This window comes from Nitrososphaera sp., assembly GCF_037447015.1.
Lineage (GTDB): Archaea > Thermoproteota > Nitrososphaeria > Nitrososphaerales > Nitrososphaeraceae > Nitrososphaera.
On record NZ_JBBIHK010000009.1, the window covers coordinates 24,257 to 41,810 of the forward strand.

Consider the following 17,554-nt stretch of genomic DNA (forward strand, 5'->3'; position numbering starts at 1 on the left):
ACAGATTGAGCGGATACCCCTCATCAGCAGATGCTCCAGAGGCCGGCAAAACTGCAAGGCATATCGCAGCTGCCAGCAATGCCGCCAGAATCTTACTCAACAAGAGGGCAGGGAGCTGCCAGGCGATAAAAGATTTATGAAGAAAACATCCATGAACGCTGCTAACGGACGTTGGCCTTGCCCCGCCGCCACCTGCTTGCCTTCTTTACGTAGAGAACGCCGGCAACAAACGCGCCGGCTATCCCGAGATAAATTGGTATCAGGTTCATGTTGACATCGATCGGGATGTTGACGCCGCTGCCGCCGCACGGCGCGCCCGGCCCGCCAAGGCAGCGCTTGCTCAGGATCGCCTGCTCCGAACATTTTTCGGGCCTGATTCCAAGGGATTTGCATTCCTCAAGCTGATCAGAGGTGGGCTTTGGCGGTTCGGTCTGGGCTGACGCGGGATTGATGATGATAATGGCAACGCCTAAAAACGATAATCCGGCTGCTGCCACTGTCATCGCAAGCAGTAGCAGGATTAGGGTCGGCCGTACTGCTGCCGCCTTCATCACAGTAGCATACAGGCCCGATCATTCTATTTGTGCGTTGTCGAAACGGCCTCTTCCTCTTCTTTCATTTGTTGACCACGTAAAAGTCGTAGGTCTGCACTTTTTGGGGCTCTTTCTTTTTCTTTAGCTGGTATTCTATCATGGCCCAGAATGCAGGGAACGTCTCTACCAGACCCACCACAGGGCTCAGGAGGAGCGTCTGGAAGTGGAGCGAGACCTTTTTTCTCCATCCTATGCCCGAATATTTCAGGTTCAGATACAGGCCAAGCTGGTACGACGCAAGCCACACTATGGACGTGAACAGGAGCACCGCGCCTGTGCCAATCTCAAGTGGAGTGGTGGTCGCAAGCTCGTTTGCGATTGAAAAGCTGCGCACCTCTGCCTCGAACGCAGCGAGGCTTGACGCCGGCGACAGCGCGGCCGGTATGTAGTTTGACAGCATTATAAAGGTCGACGCGACTGCCGACGCAAACCCAAGAAAGTAGGTCACCGACTTGTACATCAGCTTGAAGCGGTGCAGCGCCGGGAACTTGTCCATGTTCTGCATCGTGCCGAGCACCCACCTGCGCCTCTGGAAAAAATGATCACGTATGTTCAGTGGCGGCTGCTCCAGAAGCATCCCGCCGTGCCAGCCCATCGAGCCTGGCCCGTATTTCTCGTAGACTTTGAAGCCAAACATCTGGTCCTCGGCAAGCGTCGGACCGAACTTCCAGCCGATTGCGTCCTCCACGTCAGAGCGCACCAGCAGGTTGCTCCCGTGCATATGCAGGGGCGGCGGGTGCGTCATCTGCGATACGCAGTCATAGCAGGCAAACGGCCTTATCGACTCGGCGATCGCGGTCAGCCGGCTTGCAGACTCGAATTTCAGAGGATAAAAGATGGGCCCTTCCGACGCCACGCCGCGGCCTTTTTTGATGAACTTCAGGGCCGCCAGAACGGTCTGCGGCGTGACATAGCTCTCGTCGTCCATGTGGAATATCCAGTATTTTTTCGTGTTTTTGCCCTGCCGGCGGCGGTGCTCGACCGCGTACTGGAGCGCCCTGCCCTTCCTTATCGCGTCCGTCTGGTAGCCCTTGTCCACGATTACGACTTCGCACCTGATGTCCCCAAGCGTCCTTTCGTCTTCCGGGTCGTCCGTGACGACTGACACCTGGTAGTTGTGAAAGCCAGTCACGTGCGCCGACTCGATAACCGACTCGATGCCGCGGCGCACCACCGGCGTCCTTGTGGCAGACCGCGTTGTTATCTGGAATATCACCGTGGCGTCCACGTTGTTGTTATTGTTGCTATTGCTGTTGTTGGTAGTGCTGTGATTGTGGGCTACTACTGCTGTTGTTGTTGCTGCTGCAACAGTCGCCTTGCCGGGGTCTTTATCGACAAAGACCTTCCTGTTGGTTATCAGCCGGAACAGCTGTATTGCGGCGATCGGGACATAGGAGAGCCAAAAGAACATGGCCAGTATAACAAGCGGACTGTCAAACACCGGTAAAGTATACTGTAATGAATTAAAAGAGTCATGCAGGACGCGCGGAGAGAGATAAAAGGGATGCCGTGGTACAAGTCAGGGGCGCATGTTCCGGGCGGGCATATTTGGAAGGCAGTTCTCCATAAAGGCCATCAACTTCACGTCGGCCGTGTCCGTGTTCATCTTTGCCATGATCTACGGGATAATAGAGCACACGCTGCTGACAAGCCCGCTTGGAATCAGCATCCTTGCCTATCCGCTTGGCGTCCACCTCGTCGGCCAGCTGTACTTTTACCACGTGCTCATGATGCTGCTTGCAGTACTGATCTCGTTCAACCCCTTTTTCGACGTGCTCTTTTTCAGGTCTGCAAACATGCTCAAAAAGCAGGCGCTTACGTGGGGGACGGGCAACATGCTCAATTTCATATGGCTCGAAGACATGTTCTATTTCGTGCTGTTTGGCGAGTGGCCCAAGGACGTGATGACGCCGCTCCAGCTCTCGTTCTACGGCGTCGTCTGGTGGTACCCGCTGCTCTTTGCGGCAGCGTCGTTCCTCTATTACATGACGGTCAAGAGCATGGCTGCGGATGAGCAGTAATAACAACAACAGCAGTAATAGTAGTATGAGTAAGTCGTTAAAATCCTGCCAGCAATAGAGCCAGTAATGGCAAGGAGCAGGGCCAAGCTGGCCCTACTGGCTTCTGTAGTCGTCGCCCTGATGGCGACTCCGCTCATCATATGGTCGGTAACACAGGAAAGGCCACAGGTAGAGCCGCCCCGGAACGGCGGCGGCAATAACAACAGCGGCACCGTTACGCCGCCCGTCGTCCCGCGCCCGCCGCCGGTGGTAAAGGTCGTTTCCGCCCCCTCTGCATTTCCGTTCGTCGAAAGGTGGGTCGCCGCCTACAACAGCAATGCCAGCAGGGAGGCGACGGTGCAGGTCAGCTACGCAGAAGCGGTGGACGACGTGCGCGCCATGTCAGCCTATGCGGACTATGGCAGCTTTTTGCAGAGCCACTCGGCAGACGTGGCAGTGACCGGCCTGCTTCTTCGCCAGCGGGAGCCACTGCCGCCTCCTCAAGGTAACGCGACCGTGCTTTTGCTGCCGGTCAGCCCCCACGCAGTCGCCATAGTGTACAACATACCGGGCTTTCCAGACGTCCCCTCGGGCCTGCGGCTCAACTCTACTGTGACAGGGGCGATAATGTCGGGCAACGCGACGAGCTGGAACGACCCTCGGATTTCGCAGCTGAACCCGGACATCTCGCTTCCGGACAAGCCCATAATAGTCGTGCGTGAGGGCTACCCCGGCAGCGCGACGCTGCTCCTGGAAAGATACATGAACGGCGGCAGCAATAATAGTCGCATAGACTGGCCCGGCAGCAGCGTGCCGGCAGGCTCGGCCGACGTGCTTTCGACTACCGTACGGCAGACGCCGTACTCTGTCGGGTACGTCGATTTCGTTTTTGCGGTCCAGACCCGCATGACCTACGCCGCGCTGCAAGACGGCTCATCAGGCCAGTACGTCCTGCCCTCGACAGAGTCCATAGCAAGCGCGATAGCAAACAGAACTACGCTCGGGCAGGGCACGCCCCCCGAGGTGGCTATGCCGTCACTACCACCACCGCCGGCGCCACCATCGCAACAGCAACCAGGCAACAGCAACAGCAACAATAATACCAGAAGCATCTCGTATCCCGCGGTAGGATTCTATTACGCGGCGGTTGACACCAGCAGCAACAGCAACAATAATGCCACTACCAGCGGCAGCCCCGCGATGGACTTTGCAAGGTGGCTGACAGGCGAGGGCCAGCGCGTGCTTGCAGACTCGACCGAGTACCCGCCCCTGTACCAGAACAATCCGGCGCTGCAGGCTTGGCTGGAAGAGCAAAAGATGATGACGGATGTAAAAAGGGAGGAAAATGAAAGAGAAGGAGAAGAGTCGGCAGCTAGAGCGCCTTGAACTGGTCGCTCCAGCGCATGTACGCCCTTATCATGTCGACGCTGACTGACGGCTTGCGGATTTTCAGTATCTCCTTAAAGTCATTGTTGCCGACCGGCCTCGGGTTTGCGCCTGCCTCCATCGCCTTTCCGCTCTCGAACAGCTCGTTTACCACGCGCAGCTGCACCGATTGACAAATATCTTTGACGTCGCTTGCGCTGTAGCCTTCCGTTATCTTGGCAAGCTCCTCTATCTTCAGGCTGCCCTCCGTGTTCAGCGGCTTTGTGTACTGGCTGAAGAGGTTGGTGCGCGACGCGTTGTCCGGCAGCGTGACATAGATCCTCTTCTGGAACCTGCGCAAAAAGCCTGCCTCGAGGCTCCAGGGCTTGTTGGTGGCGCCGATTACGTAGAGCTGCGACTCTTTGCTCTTGCCGTTGATGCCGTCCATCTCGGTCAGGAACTGGTTCTTTACCCTCACCTCGCCCCCGACCTCGCTGTTGCGCTGGCCCAAGAGAGAATCGATCTCGTCTATGAAGAGCAGGACCGGCACGCCCTCGTTCTCGTTGAGGCTGCGGGCCATCTTGAACAGCTTCGATATGTTCTTCTCCGCCTCGCCGAGCCACTTGCTCATCATCGACGCGGCGTCGACGTTGATGAAGTAGCCGTCAATCTCTGCCGCAGCAGCTGCTGCAAGCAGCGTTTTTCCGCAGCCAGGCGGCCCGTAGAGCAGTATCCCGCGGGGCCAGCCGAGCGGGAACAGGTCTGGCCTCTTCATCGGGTAGACTATGGATTCGCGGATGGCCCTCTTGGCGTCGTCGAGGCCTATAACCTCGTCCCAGCTCACCTTGGGCTTGTCCTTCATAACGAGGTCGTCAAAGTCTGCTTTCAGAGTCTCGACGTTGCCCGATGACTTGCCGCCGCCGGAGTGAGAAGAGCCCGATTTGCCGTTTGCCGGCTCGCTCCTGCCGTTTCCACCGGCGCTGGCACTCTCGGCCGGCGCAGGCGAGTCGTCGTCAAGGCCGTGGGACATCTGGAGCGCCTTTATCCTGTTCTGGTAGGCGTTTGCGCGCTCCATGTAGACCTTGTTCAGCTTGTAATCAGGGTAGATCTGGACCAATTTGACCAACGCCTCGATGGCCCGCTGGTACGACTGGATGGCCATACCGCGCGAGCCCTGGGAATCGAGTTTGATCGCCTCGGCTGCATACTTGCTAGCGCTATTTTCAAGTTCTTGGGGTGCGAGACTCATAAATCAACAGCTCTAGCAGAAATTGGTTATGCGTTTGAATTACCTTGGTGTAAATCTATCTTGCCCGGCTGGCGAAAAGTTTTGCACCTGCCCGTCACAATCATCTGGCAGCTAGGCCAGCTCGGCCTCTTGAGGCTCTCCCTCTTTTCCTGCTGCCCCGGGGCGCCCGGCTCCTTCCTTTTGCTGCTGTTGTGCGCTAGTAGCAGGCTTGGCAGCAATAGCGGTAACGATAACTGCCGCGGCCGGCGATGGCCTCTTCTCCCCTTCTGCTGCAGCGGTGGCGGCCCTTTCCGCCTCGTCCAGTATCTTTTGCTGCACCTCGGGCTGCACCGGCTCGGTATAGAGGCCGCCGGATATCCTTGATATGGCGTCGTGCATCTCTTGCAGGGCGTTTTCGGCCACCGGCACTAGGCTCTCGACGTCCCCCTTTATCCCGCTCACCGAGGACGCGGCAGAGTCGATTATCGTGATGAATTCTTCCAAAAAGCGCGCCGACTCGATCTTGCCGGACAGCTCGTTGAGTATCAGCTCACTGTTCTTTACAAGCTCCAGCACCCGGGCAAGCTCCTGGTACTCGCCGCCATTGCCGCTTTTGCCGCCGGCGCTCTCGCTAAGGATGAAATTTATCCGCGACTCTATCCTGGAGCGGAGCACGCCCATCGCGTATGCGTTCCGCTGGAGGTTTGCAAGGGCTACGGTCGCCCTCTCCCTGACAGAGGATGCTCCTCCTTCCCTTTTGAAAAGCAAGCAGACTAGTCCGGGGCAGACTAGGCGCAAAACACGAAAAAGGGCGGGGTCAAAAGATGTTGGGTTTTTAGCTAGCCTCTGCCACCATCAAAGCGGCAGCGATGATGGTGCAGTGGGGAGGGGCCGCCTAGCGCAGGACAGCCACATTATAAAAGCGCTAGGCGGCTTTGGGGACCATCGGGACATCCGGGATGCCCGGAAACTCCTCCTTCATCTTTTGCTCGACGGCCGACGCCGCTTCCTCGACTAGCCGGACGGCCTCCTCGTTTGCAGTCTCGAAATTGATCGTGTAGCCGCCCACCTGGCCGGCGTCAACCAGGATGCCTGACAGCATCTCTGATATGACGCCAAGCTCCTGCTCCATCTCTGGCACGCACGGGGTGAGCGACGACCTCACGTTCTTGACGACAGCCATCGCCGGCGCAAGCACGATGACAAGGTCGCCAAAGTCCGAGACGGACGACAGCTTTACGTGTATCCGCTCAAGCGCCGCCCTGGCGGTGGCAACGACCCTGCTCACCTGCCGGGCCCTTGCAAGCTCGGCCGACAGCACCGTCGAGTACTGGGCGTTGCTCTCCTTTATGGCGGCCATCAGGCGGCGGAACGTCTCGCCGTCCCTTGCCTTCAGGTCGGACTGGAGCGAGTCCAGCCGCGCCAGATGGGATTCGAGCCTCTTTTGCACGGCCTCTATCCGGGGCCTCAGCGGCCCGCCGGGCCGGGGCGTTGCTGTTGCCGTAGCAGCGTTGGAAACAAAGTCATCATCGGTAACAACTGATTCTGATTTGACCCACTTTGATGCAGTCATGTTGTTTACGTGCCGGTGCTCCCTGCGATCCAATAATACGACCTGTGTGCCTGAAAGTGCTGTCACCGCGGTAACACGGGCACGCGGTAACAAACAGCTTGACATTTTTTCTGGCACCGGCACAAACTGTTTGACCAACCGTTTTACCTTTCCTTTCCAGCTAAAGTCGGCGTGCCAGCCGTAGCTGCGGACAGCGTTGCCAGCGTAGCAACAACAACGACCACTACAAATACTGCCGCCGACCTGCCTTCAAGCCTCGAAGAGTTTGGGCTCTCGAAATACGAGGCCCATGCGTACCTCACCATGCTTGGGAGGGGCTCGCTGGCAGCAAGCGACCTTGCCTATTACGCCAATCTGCCGCGCACCAAGGTCTACCAGACGGTGAAAAAGCTGGAGAAAAAGCGCCTGGCAGTCGTGTCGAAGCAAAAACCGCTGATCTGCAGCGCGATACCCCCGGAGGAGGCGTTTGGCGAGATAGTCGGCCTTCACGAGCGCCGCGTCAAGAACATGAAAAGAATAGTCGAGCGCCTGCAAAAGCTGAGCGACGAGGGCCAGAGGCCCAAGGGCTCCGAGGAGCGGCGCTACTTTATACTCGACGCCGACTCGGCGCTGCCCAAGGTGGGGAGCCTGCTTGCCGGCGCAAGGTCGTCCATAGCGGCCACGCTTGACGCGTGGGGCCTGCGCCTTGCATCGCAGTGCAAGCCGCACCTGGTCAAGGCCGTGACCAGCGGGGCGCGCATACGGTTCATCATCGACCCGAGGTGCGTCGGGAGCGAGAGCCTGTCCTTCCTGCCGGACGGCATAGAGCTCCGCATGGCAACGGCTGACGCAATAATCCAGTCAAACCTCATAATGGTGGACGCGGCGCACATGGTGTCCATAGACCCGAGCAACGGCAAGGCCGCTCTGTTTGCCGCGCTCGACGCGTATGGCACGCTGCAGGCCAAGGTGTTTGAGGAGGCTTGGGCGAGGGCGGCAGAGCTGAAGCAGGTGCTTGAGGCGCAGCCGGCAGTCGCCTCAAAGGCGCTCGAGCTTGCAAGGGCGGTGGACAACGGCCTTGCTTCGCACATGCTCGAATACGCCGTCAACAACGAGGATCCGTCCTCTTCCGATCTTTTGGACGTGATAGAGAAAAAGTACGGGCTGAAACTTGCAGGCATGGGGGCCGGCGACCTGCTTGATCTGGTCGACTCGGCGCTCAAGATAAGCTGCCAGGGAGTGGGAGGGAGCGTCAGGCACGACAGGGGCAACAACATAATCAGTCTCAGGGCCGACGGTGGCAGGCACGTCCTGCCCTGGGCAGTGGTCGTGGCATCGTATTTCCGCAGGGCAGGCAACGAGCCGCGCATAATGATGCAGTCCCGCTCCAGCCCGCAGCTTGCACACGTCAGGCTCGCCCGGCCAATCGCATAAATAGCGAAAGCGGCAACTCTTGGGCGTCGTATATGCGGACAATAGTCGCAGCCGCCATCGCCGGCGGCATCGCAGCGGCAGTAGCTCTTGTGACTGCCATGCTCCTGCCACCCGTCACCCCTCCAATAGACAATAATAACAACAACAGCATCGGCGGCAACGGGGGCGAAAATTCTACTACTACCGCCCCCATACAGAGGGTCGGCGGCCTGCTGGGCTACAACCAGACCATCGTCGAGATCGGCGGCGTCAGGCTGTTGGCAGACATTGCAGACACGAGCCAGAAAAAGGGCCTCGGCCTTGGCGTCAGGGACAACATGACCGAGACTGAGGCGATGCTCTTTCCGATGGAGGTAGAGGCCCAGCACGGGTTCTGGATGAACGGCATGAAGTTCCCGATAGACATCATCTGGCTCGGCAGCGACAAAAAGGTGGTCCACATTGAAGAGAACCTGCAGCCGTGCCCAAACGTCCTTGACTGCAAGACGTACACGCCGGACAGGAACGCGCTGTATGTGCTAGAGACGGTCGCAGGATTTACAGAGCGCCACAACGTTACTGTAGGGATGCAGGCCGAGTTCGAGCTGGGCCAGTAAAAAACCGGCCATCCTCTTTATTCTTCCGGCCCTTCTCTTTCTTCCTCGTCGCCTTCTTCGGCCTGCTCGTCAATTGTATGGGCCTTCTTTTGCACCTTTCTTGCAAACACCAGGTACGTGGTGTGCCCGATCATGCGCATCGAAGGCCGGGTCATGCCCTCCCTTGCCTCCATCACCCTTATCAAAAGCTCGACTGTCTCGATGTCGGCATAGCCGCTTTTTTTCAGCTCTGTCGCCGTCTTTTCTATCTGGTTCATCGTCGGGCAGATGGCCACAAACGCCCCGCTGCCCTTCAGGGCGTCGTGCACCTGGTCGAGCACCGTCCAGGGGTCGCCAAGGTCGACGATGGCAATGTCCATCTCCCTCTCCTCGACTCCGAGGTGCGGGTCATGGTGGTTCAGCGTGACGTAATCGGCCATGCTGGCCTTTTCCAAGTTGCGCTTGGCGATCTCCATGAAATCAGGGTTGACGTCGTAGCTGTACACGTGCCCGTCCGGCTTGACGATGCTTGCAAAGAACGTTGCTGTGGCCGCGCTCCCGGTGCCTACCTCCAGTATCTTGGAGCCATTCTTCATGCCCGTCCTTGCCGCGATAAAGCCCAGGTCTTTTGGGTAGACTATTTGCGTCCGGCGCTCGGACTTCATGATAAAATCGTGAATGGTGGGCTCGAGGAGAAAGATCACCTTGCCCTCCGTCGTCCTGATGACCGAGCCGTACTCCATGCCGACGGTGGCGCCCACGTCGATGACCCCCAGGTGGGTGTGGATCTTTTTGTCTGCGGTGACCTTGGTCAGCCATTTTTTGCGCGGCGTATGGAATAGGAGGACGTACGAGCCTTCCTGTATCTTCAATATACATGTGGCAGCAACCGACTCTAGATAAAAATCAATCTAGCTTTATGCTCTTTGCCGCTGCGGCAGCCGCCCTGTCCTGCGCGTCGGTTCCTGACGCCCTCGCTGCAACGAACCACGCCGTTCCGCTCTTTTCGCCAAGCACCGCAGCGACGGCATAGTCGCCGCTCTCGTTTGCATACAGATAGCCATGCTGGCCGCCGGCAACGCCGGGCCCGGCCCGGACTTCCCGCATGAACGGGTCAAAGCCGGCCAGCGCCTTTGCAGCGGTCATGTTAAGAGGCGACGAACCCCGCACAAGTTCTGGGAACTGGTCGACGGGGTATGCGGTCATTTCCACCATGCCATATCCAAAGCCCGGGTCAGAGTAGTAGGTGGCCGAGAAAAACTGCGCTGAATGGTAACCTGTTGCGGCAACGGGTTGGATGTGGGCAGGCGTGATTTTTGCCAGGCGCATTCCAAGAACGCTGGCCGGAAACGGCAGGTCGTAGCCGGCGTATTTGCTGGCTGCAGCAAGCATGGCCTGCGTGCTGCTGTCCACGTCTATGGTTTTTCCCGCCCCCACGGAGCCGTTCCTGGCTGGGTCGGGCTTGAATGCCACGAGGTATCCCTTTTCGTCGACCCCAAGGTCGATGTCGGCAAGGGCCACCGGCCTTGCCCTGTCGACCGCGCTGTGGCTGTACACGCCGACTGCCGCCGGGCCTTCCACCACAAGGCCGTCCCACGGCCGGTACCTGTCGCCGTGGCAGGGGTCCTCAATTGCCCACCTGTCCTGTCCCCAGTACCTCGCCACGCAGCTGTTCGAGATCGCAAGCGCGCTGTACGCCCTGTATGATGAGACTTGATCTTCCTTGCCGCCCAACCACTCTGGCAGCCTCAGCAGGATATAGCGAGAGTATGCCTCTGACTTGCGCAAAAACTCCTCTATCTTGTCAGAGCTGGCTCTCCTGTCCAGCTTTAGCCGGTAATATTCTACCTCCATGTCCTTGCTGAAGGGGCTCAGAAAAGTGGCCGACTCGTCGGGTCGCAGGGCGCCAAGCTTGACCGGGCCGGCGCTCCAGACCAGCTTCCTTGAGTCATAATCGTATTTTGATTGAAAAGTGACTATCCTGCGCGCCTCGTGCTGCTCAAGGGCTCCTGTAGAGAGCCAAGGCACCACGACAAGCGACGAGGCGACGAGCGCTGCAGAAGCAATGATGACGACGATTGCCGCATAGCCGCTGCGCCTCATGGAACAATTCAGCTGAAATAACTATTTCAAATTATGTCCAAACGGTGGCGATGATGATGATGGCATAGACATGTAATCTAGTCGCAGTCTCCACAAGCTTAACTACGGCCTTGCCCTAGCCAGCAGGTGACCACAGAGACATGTGCAGGGGCCTTTGCAAAAGACATCCAAACTACATCCCTGCCAAAAAGATCGAGTACGCCCGCGGGATGAAGGTGTGCATCTTCTGCGACAGGGCCGTTTTCATGATGCTGCAGGACGTGCGGTGCCCCTGCTGCGGCAAAGGGCTGAGGACGCGCCCGCAGTACCACGGCGAAAAGGGGCTGAGCGTGAGGAGGCAGTGCGCCGGCTTACATCCTTCCGAGCGCAGTTATCCCTAGTATGCCAAGCGCATTTTTCAGCGCGACGCCAAGCGCCCTGACAAGCCCAAGGCGTGCCGCCAGTACTTGCTTGTCCGGCTCTTTCAGGACAGGCACCTTTTCGTAAAAGATGTTGAAGGCGGTCGCAAGCGCGTAGGCATGCCTCGCAAGCGCCTTTGGCGACAGCGACCTGGCGGCGTCTTCGACTGCCAGGTCGAGCTTGGCTATCTCTTTTATCAGGGCGGTCTCGGCCTCGTGGGCGAGGAGCGCAAAGTTCTCGTTGCCCCCTTGTACCGTTGCGCTTGCGGCCTTTTCCAGTATCCGCTGCGAGCGGGCGTACGCGTACTGCAGGTAGGGGCCGGTGTCGCCTTCCAAGCTCATCGACTCGTTGATGTCAAACGTGATTATCTTGTCAAGGTCCTGCTTGACCATGTTGTAGCGTATAGCCGAGATGGCGACCTCCTCGGCTATCTCGTCTATCTGCTCGGCGGCAAAGTCGGGGTTGCGCGTCTTTACTTCTTCTCTTGCCTTGTCGCGCAGGGTGTCAAGCACATAGTCGGCGCCGACGTAGATGCCCTTGCGCCCGGACATGTGCATGAACTGCCTGTCGCCGATGTCGATGCCAAGCGCCTTGGCAGTCGCCGCGCTCAGCGTCACGGCCTCGTAACCGAGGTGCCGGTATTCCGGATGCCTCCTGTCCTCTCCTTTTTCTTCTCCTGCTGCCGGTGGCGGTACAGACATCCTGCCGAGCACGTGCGAGATGATGCGCTGGAGCCGGGCCTGCCGCGAGTCGATTATCGTGACGACGCGCTGGCCGCCTGCAAACTCTTTTTTCATGCCGTCGGCGTCAAGGGTGGTGGCATAGAGCGCCGAGCCGTCCCACTGGTCTGCGTATTTTTTGTATCTGAAAGGGTCGGGCACAAGGCCGAGCTTCCACGCCGCGTAGGGGATGTCCTTTGCTATGTACGTCGCGGTGCCGTCGCTCCTCACAACCACCTTGTCTTCTTCGCCCTGCTGCGGCGCCTCTATCACCCAGCAGCCCTTGTTCTTGCCCTCTTCCTCGAACCTCACAAGCCCTTCTTTTTTCAGGAGCTCGAACGCGGCGGCCCACATCTTTGAAGTGACTATCTGCGACTCGAAGTTGAGCACGTCGTAGCGCACCTTCATGCGCCAGCACGTCTTTAGCTGCTCGTCAAGCACCCTCTTTGTTATCGCAGATGCAAACCGGGCCGTCTCTGACCTGCCCTCCTCTATCTCGCGCAGGACGACCTTGCGCTTTTCTGCAAGCTCCGGCTCTTTTTCGTACAGCTGGTTGACCTTGACGTACACCTCGTCTCCGCAGTACTGGTCGAACTTGCGCCCGTCTGGCGGCTCGACCGGGAAGCCGGCGTACAGAAAGCCGATCACGATGTCGGCCACCTGAAGGCCCGAGTCGTCCACATAGTTCAACACGGTCGTCCTGTAGTTTGCGGCCTTCATTATCCTGTAAAGGGTGTCGCCCAGGATGACGTTTCGCATGTGGCCCACGTGGAGCGCCTTGTTCGGGTTGACGCTTGTGTGCTCTATGACCACGTGGCTGCCCCTGCCTGCGTCAAAGTTGCCAAACGAGTCAGGCTCTGCAAGTGCCGAGGCAAGCGTGGCAGGAGCCAGCGCAGTATAGTCGGCTGTAAAGTTGATGTAGCCGGCGGGGTGCGGCTCGACTGATTTTACAAAAGATTTTTTTTCTTCTTCTTTTTCTTTTTTGCCGGCAAGCACGGGTTTCAGCTGCGACTCGACAAACTCTTGTGCTATCAAGGCAGGCGCCTTTTTCAGGTGCTTGCTCAGCTGGAAGCAGACGTTACACGTCAGGTCGCCAAACTCTTTCCTTGGGGGCTCTGACACGTCAAATGCGACCTGCGGGTAGCCTGCCTGCTCCACCGCTGCCGAGATCATTTGCCTGATCTCTGATACAAGGGCGCGGAACGTCACTGTTTTTTCGCTCCTCCTTCTGCTGCCATTGTGGTTATTCCAAGGTAGTTCAGCGCGACGTGGTCGATGGCGTCGACAAGGCCGGCCCCCTCGCTCCCGGCGACGACGTGGGCGGCCTTTTTCTTGACCGCTGCGTCAGAGTGGCCAAGCGCAATGCTGTTTTTCCCGCACAGCTCAAACATCGGTATGTCAGTCTCGCTGTCGCCTATCGCTATTGTTTCTTCAGGGTCGGCCTTGAGCATCTTGAGCGCCTCTGCCAGCCCGAGCGCCTTGTCCACCCCCTTTTCATTGATGTGGAACGCGTACTTGCTGTCGTTCAGGTACAGGGCAAGGCCGTGCTCGTCTAGCACCTTCTGCCCTTCCCGCAGGTCAAACGTCCTGAGCATGACCACCTCTGTCATCCGCGGGAACACCGGCTTTTCCTGCACGCCATCCAGGCTCTTTTTCAATACCTCGTACCCCTGCATGCACTTTTCCCTGCTTGCAAGCAGCCTGTGCTCCTGCGGCGCGACGGTTATGGCCCCGCCGTTTTCGCCCACTGCCAGGCGGGTCGTGCCGCCAAAGACTGCGAGCACGAACGCCTCTATCGACGACCGGCCGGTGACGTAAACTACTCTATAACCGAGCTTTTCAAGGTAGCGCAGCCGGGCAAGGGCGGCCAGGTGGACTGCGCCGCCGCCGTTTTCGGTCAGCGTGCCGTCGATGTCCACCGCAAAAACCCTGATGGCCAAACATTGGGTAAGGCTTGCCAGATTTTTATAAGTCTATGCGGGTATGTCCATCGCAAGCGAGCCTTTCAGCATTTCCTTAAAGCTGGCAATGTCCTCGGCACTGGCCATCACCGCCTCCGGCGGGGCAAGCCGCGCAGGGGCCTCGACCTGCGGCGCCGCCGCTGCCTTTTCTCCAGCGGCGGTCATTGCCGGAGCCGCCGCCATTGCCGCCGGCGGCTTCTTTGGAGCCCTCGTCCTCCTGTCAGTCAACGATTTCTGTTTCCTGATGTGCAGCTTGATCTTGAAGCCGTAGTGGCCCTTGTTGCTCCACTTTTCGACCTCGACCACGTCGCCCTGCCCGGCCAGCCGGTCGCCTTCGCCTGTCACCACCATGAAATCGGTCCTGTCGCCCTTTTTTATCGAAGAGATCTTTTCGTAAAAGTGCTGCCAGTCAAGCGGGTTTGTCACGAGCGCCTGGACCGTCAGCATGTCGCCGACGCTGACCTCCTTGATATAGCTTGAAAGGATCTCTATGCTGCAAAACTTGGCGTACATTACGCCATATTGTAAGGATAGCATCGCATTTAAGATTTTTGCTAAATCCTCCTACTATTGTAAAAGAGAAAATATTTTTGCTGTTTTATTTATGGAAAATATGGCAATGGTAGCATTTATGTGCAGATATTACATCATGTCCGGCGACAAAAACTACCGAGACTTTTCGTCAAGCCGACATTTTCTTTATCTATCAGGAGCACGGCTATGCTATTGCGTCATATCATACGGATCGCAAAAAGGTGGCGGCCGGCGCTGCCTTTGTCGGGGTAGCAGCAACGTTCCCGTCCGTGATAATCTATGGTTATACAGTACTGGATTGCGCAGACATTGGCAACATTGCAGAGATACAGGAAAGGCCGTGCAGCAGGACGCCCAACTTTTACCTCTTTTCCGTCCTGTCGCTGGCCATGCTTACCTTTGGCAGCTGGCTCGTCGTCGCAGGCTCGAAGGGAATATCCCCCGTATACAGGCAGTTCTTCTTCGACCGGCCGCGGATCATAGCGCCAAGATGGATCCGCGCATGGACGCAATGTCTGTGCAGAGAAGATCTTTCACTATCCCAATCTTTCATATAAGGCCCCCAGCGTGGAAGATGCTAGGGCCCGTCGCCTAGTCAGGACAGGGTGCTGATCTTCATTTGAAGAGTACAAGCCTCCGGAGCCAGTTGTCGTGGGATCGAAGCCCACCGGGCCCGCTTTTTCCAAATATCGAGTCCATGCCTTAAAAGCGCAGAAAACACGGAATTAGCGGAGGGAATACGGGGAACCAAGAGCCGCAAACACCGCAGGAAGAGAAGCAAAGACCTTCTTTCAGATGACGATGTAAGAAGATGGTACGAAAATCTGTGCCGCAGCAGCAAGCTGAACGCAGATGTATATCTGCGTAGGCTGAGGCTCTTTTGCGAGCAAAGGCACACGACACCAAGCAAGCTCGTCACTATAGGTACCGCTAACGCCAAGCAGGTCGAAGACATGCTGCATGACCACGTTCAGCAGCTTGAAACACAAGGGTACGCGCCATCTTACGTCAAGGGTGTCCTGAAGGCAGTAAAATCATGGCTTTCGTACAACTATGTTGACCTGAAGCGAAAAATCCGGGTGGCAAATGCAGACATGGCAGTCACCCTGCAGGACGAAAGGGTGCCCACAAGGGAAGAGCTGAAAGCCATACTGAATCACGCTTCGATAAGAGCAAGGGCAAGCGCAGGTTTGATCGCATTTGCAGGGTTGAGGCCGCAGGTTCTGGGAAACGCGTCTGCTTCCGACGGGCTGACTGTTCGAGACATTCCAGACCTGAAGATAGTCGACGGAAAAGTTGTGTTTCAGACCGTGCCGGCGATGGTCATCGTAAGGTCCACATTGAGCAAGGCAAAGCACAGGTATTTTACGTTCCTTACAAGCGAAGGATGCGAATATGTCGCTGCATACCTTGACAAGAGAATTGCAGCAGGCGAAACCATCAACGAAAGTTCGGCTGTGATAACCCTGAGCCAAGGGTATCTGATGAAAGGAAAGAACAAGGACAAAGGCAAAAAATTTGTTACGACACCGGCAATCACAAAGGATATCAGAGAAGCTATGGTGCCGGTGATTAAAGTCCGACCTTACGTTCTTAGAGCGTACTTTGACACCCAGCTGCTTTTGGCAGAGAGCCAGGGCAAGATTGCTCACGCGTACAGACAGTTCTTCATGGGGCACAAGGGCGACATCGAGGCAAGGTACACGACAAACAAGGGAAGGCTGCCTGACGAGTTGCTGACGGACATGAGAAGGGCCTTCAGAGAATCAGAACGCTTCTTGAGCACTGCCACAGCGGAGGTCCAAGAACAAGACAGAAAACAGCTGCTGCTTGAAATGTGGCGTGAGCAGGCAAAGCTTTACGGCATAGACCCAATGAAGATAAAGATAGAAAAGCAGAGAGAAGACGGCAGCAGCAAGCCTCTTTGCATTGAAGATGAGATGCTTGCGATAAAAGAGGCGATTACAAAGGCGCGGGAATTGAATGAAGAAGGAAAGTACGAGAGCAGGCTGGTGTCAGACGAAGAAGAGCTTGTCTCCTGCGTCCGGGATGGGTGGGATATCGTAAAGGAGCTGAGGAGCGGCAAGGTTCTTGTCAGGAGGAAGAAGGTTTGTTGTCATCAACTAGCAACTTGAGCAGCGCCTCTACAGCCTCTTCCTTCTTTTTGTATGCGTCTTCAGATATCGCTGATAAAAGTATGTTGACCAGTTTCAGATAAGGTTGGATGGCGCTGCTTACAATTATGTCGACAAATTCATGCCGCAGAGTCTGTAGCGCCTCGTCGATGTCTGATGAATAGACAAATATGGTATTGCCAACGACTTCTCCTTCTTTCTTTGAATCTGCCTTTGGTAACCAGACAACCGTAAAGTCGGTCTTTATGCCTACCCTAGCTTTTAGCCTTTCCAGCTCTTCTTCGAGGATGAGTGAGAAGCCGTTTTGTTCAAGTCTTGGATTCATTGCCAAATGATAAGTCAGATGCATAAAAGCCGTGAAACCACACGAAGACTACTGAAATTTAGTGCATGATGAGAGTATGGTTTTCACCTTAAATATCATGGATGCACAATATAGCGCAGAGCAAATCAAGGACAAACTACAGTCTATCTGGTGGGACCAATAACACCGGCCTCTTTTGAATCATGATTTGTTAGGGAAAACGCAGTTTTGATGCGTGACGCATCAAAGAACCTAAATACAAGCTACGTAGGTAGCGTAAGACAATTGCCGGCTATTCTGCTGCAAAAATCGGGCGTCGATTTCCGCCTTAAATATTTACGACGTGTATTATGGTGTAGTATAAACTAAAAAACCAAACGACCTATGTTGTCCGCCAGGACAAAAAACCGTTGGTACCAGTGGTACCAGAAGAACGCGGTGCCGTAGCACCAACCTATTTTGAAATATTGTTTCTCTGAAGCAGTGCAGTTTTGGTGCCCCGGGCATCAAAGAACTTAAATATATGATATATAAGGAATGGCTAAACAACTAGCACCAGTGGTGCCACTCCTGCAGGCTGGTGCCAAATTTTGATGCCAGTGGTACCATTTTTGGCACCAGAGCACGGATATGTGGTACCACTGGTACCAAA

Annotated in this window: 18 protein-coding genes and 1 tRNA gene; 8 read left to right on the forward strand and 11 right to left on the reverse strand. The window is 56.6% G+C overall.

What is annotated here, in order from left to right; translation table 11 throughout:
- Positions 1-161: 161 nt before the first annotated feature.
- The gene (locus WKI84_RS05115; protein WP_337862452.1) at positions 162-503 is read right to left on the reverse strand and encodes a hypothetical protein; all 342 of its coding nucleotides are present in this window, start codon (positions 501-503) and stop codon (positions 162-164) included.
- A gap of 112 nt (positions 504-615) precedes the next feature.
- Entirely contained in the window at positions 616-2,034 is a 1,419-nt protein-coding gene (locus tag WKI84_RS05120; RefSeq protein WP_337862453.1) for a glycosyltransferase family 2 protein, read from the reverse strand.
- An 88-nt stretch (positions 2,035-2,122) separates the two neighbouring features.
- Between WKI84_RS05120 and WKI84_RS05125 the strand changes: the two genes are divergently transcribed.
- Both WKI84_RS05125 and WKI84_RS05130 read left to right on the forward strand, forming a co-directional pair.
- Positions 2,123-2,614, forward strand: a complete 492-nt coding sequence (locus WKI84_RS05125) for a hypothetical protein (protein ID WP_337862454.1) — start codon at positions 2,123-2,125, stop codon at positions 2,612-2,614.
- A gap of 66 nt (positions 2,615-2,680) precedes the next feature.
- Positions 2,681-3,979 (forward strand): hypothetical protein, encoded by a 1,299-nt coding sequence (locus WKI84_RS05130; protein ID WP_337862455.1) that lies wholly within the window; start codon positions 2,681-2,683, stop codon positions 3,977-3,979.
- Here WKI84_RS05130 and WKI84_RS05135 read toward each other — a convergent pair.
- The 3 genes from WKI84_RS05135 to WKI84_RS05145 form a co-directional block, all read right to left on the reverse strand.
- Entirely contained in the window at positions 3,966-5,207 is a 1,242-nt protein-coding gene (locus WKI84_RS05135; protein WP_337862456.1) for an AAA family ATPase, read from the reverse strand. The two genes, WKI84_RS05130 and WKI84_RS05135, sit on opposite strands and share 14 nt — an antisense overlap.
- 111 nt (positions 5,208-5,318) lie before the next feature.
- On the reverse strand, positions 5,319-5,954 hold the full coding sequence (locus tag WKI84_RS05140; protein WP_337862457.1) for a hypothetical protein: 636 nt from the start codon (positions 5,952-5,954) through the stop codon (positions 5,319-5,321).
- A 157-nt stretch (positions 5,955-6,111) separates the two neighbouring features.
- A complete protein-coding gene (locus WKI84_RS05145; RefSeq protein ID WP_337862458.1) occupies positions 6,112-6,759 on the reverse strand; it encodes a hypothetical protein in 648 nt (215 codons plus the stop codon).
- Between the two features lie 171 nt (positions 6,760-6,930).
- On the opposite strand from WKI84_RS05145, the gene WKI84_RS05150 reads away from it, so the two are divergent.
- Positions 6,931-8,172: a helix-turn-helix domain-containing protein gene (locus tag WKI84_RS05150; RefSeq protein ID WP_337862459.1), complete on the forward strand. Its 1,242-nt coding sequence runs from the start codon at positions 6,931-6,933 to the stop codon at positions 8,170-8,172.
- Positions 8,173-8,204: 32 nt separating this feature from the next.
- Positions 8,205-8,768: a DUF192 domain-containing protein gene (locus WKI84_RS05155; RefSeq protein WP_337862460.1), complete on the forward strand. Its 564-nt coding sequence runs from the start codon at positions 8,205-8,207 to the stop codon at positions 8,766-8,768.
- Between the two features lie 17 nt (positions 8,769-8,785).
- Here the strand turns inward: WKI84_RS05155 and WKI84_RS05160 are convergent, their stop codons facing one another.
- Positions 8,786-9,619 (reverse strand): tRNA (adenine-N1)-methyltransferase, encoded by an 834-nt coding sequence (locus WKI84_RS05160; protein ID WP_337862461.1) that lies wholly within the window; start codon positions 9,617-9,619, stop codon positions 8,786-8,788.
- Positions 9,620-9,653: 34 nt separating this feature from the next.
- Positions 9,654-10,850 (reverse strand): hypothetical protein, encoded by a 1,197-nt coding sequence (locus tag WKI84_RS05165; protein WP_337862462.1) that lies wholly within the window; start codon positions 10,848-10,850, stop codon positions 9,654-9,656.
- A gap of 140 nt (positions 10,851-10,990) precedes the next feature.
- Here WKI84_RS05165 and WKI84_RS05170 point away from each other — a divergent pair, with 140 nt between their 5' ends.
- Positions 10,991-11,230, forward strand: a complete 240-nt coding sequence (locus WKI84_RS05170; protein ID WP_337862463.1) for a hypothetical protein — start codon at positions 10,991-10,993, stop codon at positions 11,228-11,230.
- Here WKI84_RS05170 and WKI84_RS05175 read toward each other — a convergent pair.
- Genes WKI84_RS05175 through WKI84_RS05185 form a run of 3 tightly spaced genes read right to left on the reverse strand, consistent with a single transcriptional unit; the run spans position 11,201 to position 14,442 of the window.
- Complete coding sequence (locus tag WKI84_RS05175; RefSeq protein ID WP_337862464.1) at positions 11,201-13,177, reverse strand: arginine--tRNA ligase; 1,977 nt, start codon at positions 13,175-13,177, stop codon at positions 11,201-11,203. The genes WKI84_RS05170 and WKI84_RS05175 overlap by 30 nt on opposite strands.
- A complete protein-coding gene (locus tag WKI84_RS05180) occupies positions 13,174-13,908 on the reverse strand; it encodes a phosphoglycolate phosphatase (RefSeq protein ID WP_337862465.1) in 735 nt (244 codons plus the stop codon). Before WKI84_RS05180 ends, WKI84_RS05175 begins: the two co-directional genes overlap by 4 nt.
- A gap of 33 nt (positions 13,909-13,941) precedes the next feature.
- Positions 13,942-14,442 carry a hypothetical protein gene (locus WKI84_RS05185; RefSeq protein ID WP_337862466.1) on the reverse strand — a complete coding sequence of 167 codons (501 nt, stop codon included), beginning with the start codon at positions 14,440-14,442 and terminating at the stop codon, positions 13,942-13,944.
- A gap of 242 nt (positions 14,443-14,684) precedes the next feature.
- On the opposite strand from WKI84_RS05185, the gene WKI84_RS05190 reads away from it, so the two are divergent.
- The 3 genes from WKI84_RS05190 to WKI84_RS05200 all read left to right on the forward strand — a co-directional run bounded on the left by WKI84_RS05190 (position 14,685) and on the right by WKI84_RS05200 (position 16,598).
- Positions 14,685-15,020 carry a hypothetical protein gene (locus WKI84_RS05190; RefSeq protein WP_337862467.1) on the forward strand — a complete coding sequence of 112 codons (336 nt, stop codon included), beginning with the start codon at positions 14,685-14,687 and terminating at the stop codon, positions 15,018-15,020.
- Positions 15,021-15,043: 23 nt separating this feature from the next.
- A tRNA-Arg gene (locus WKI84_RS05195) sits at positions 15,044-15,139 on the forward strand.
- A gap of 277 nt (positions 15,140-15,416) precedes the next feature.
- On the forward strand, positions 15,417-16,598 hold the full coding sequence (locus tag WKI84_RS05200; protein WP_337862468.1) for a hypothetical protein: 1,182 nt from the start codon (positions 15,417-15,419) through the stop codon (positions 16,596-16,598).
- Here WKI84_RS05200 and WKI84_RS05205 read toward each other — a convergent pair.
- Positions 16,558-16,929, reverse strand: a complete 372-nt coding sequence (locus WKI84_RS05205) for a hypothetical protein (RefSeq protein WP_337862469.1) — start codon at positions 16,927-16,929, stop codon at positions 16,558-16,560. The genes WKI84_RS05200 and WKI84_RS05205 overlap by 41 nt on opposite strands.
- Positions 16,930-17,554: the final 625 nt, after the last annotated feature.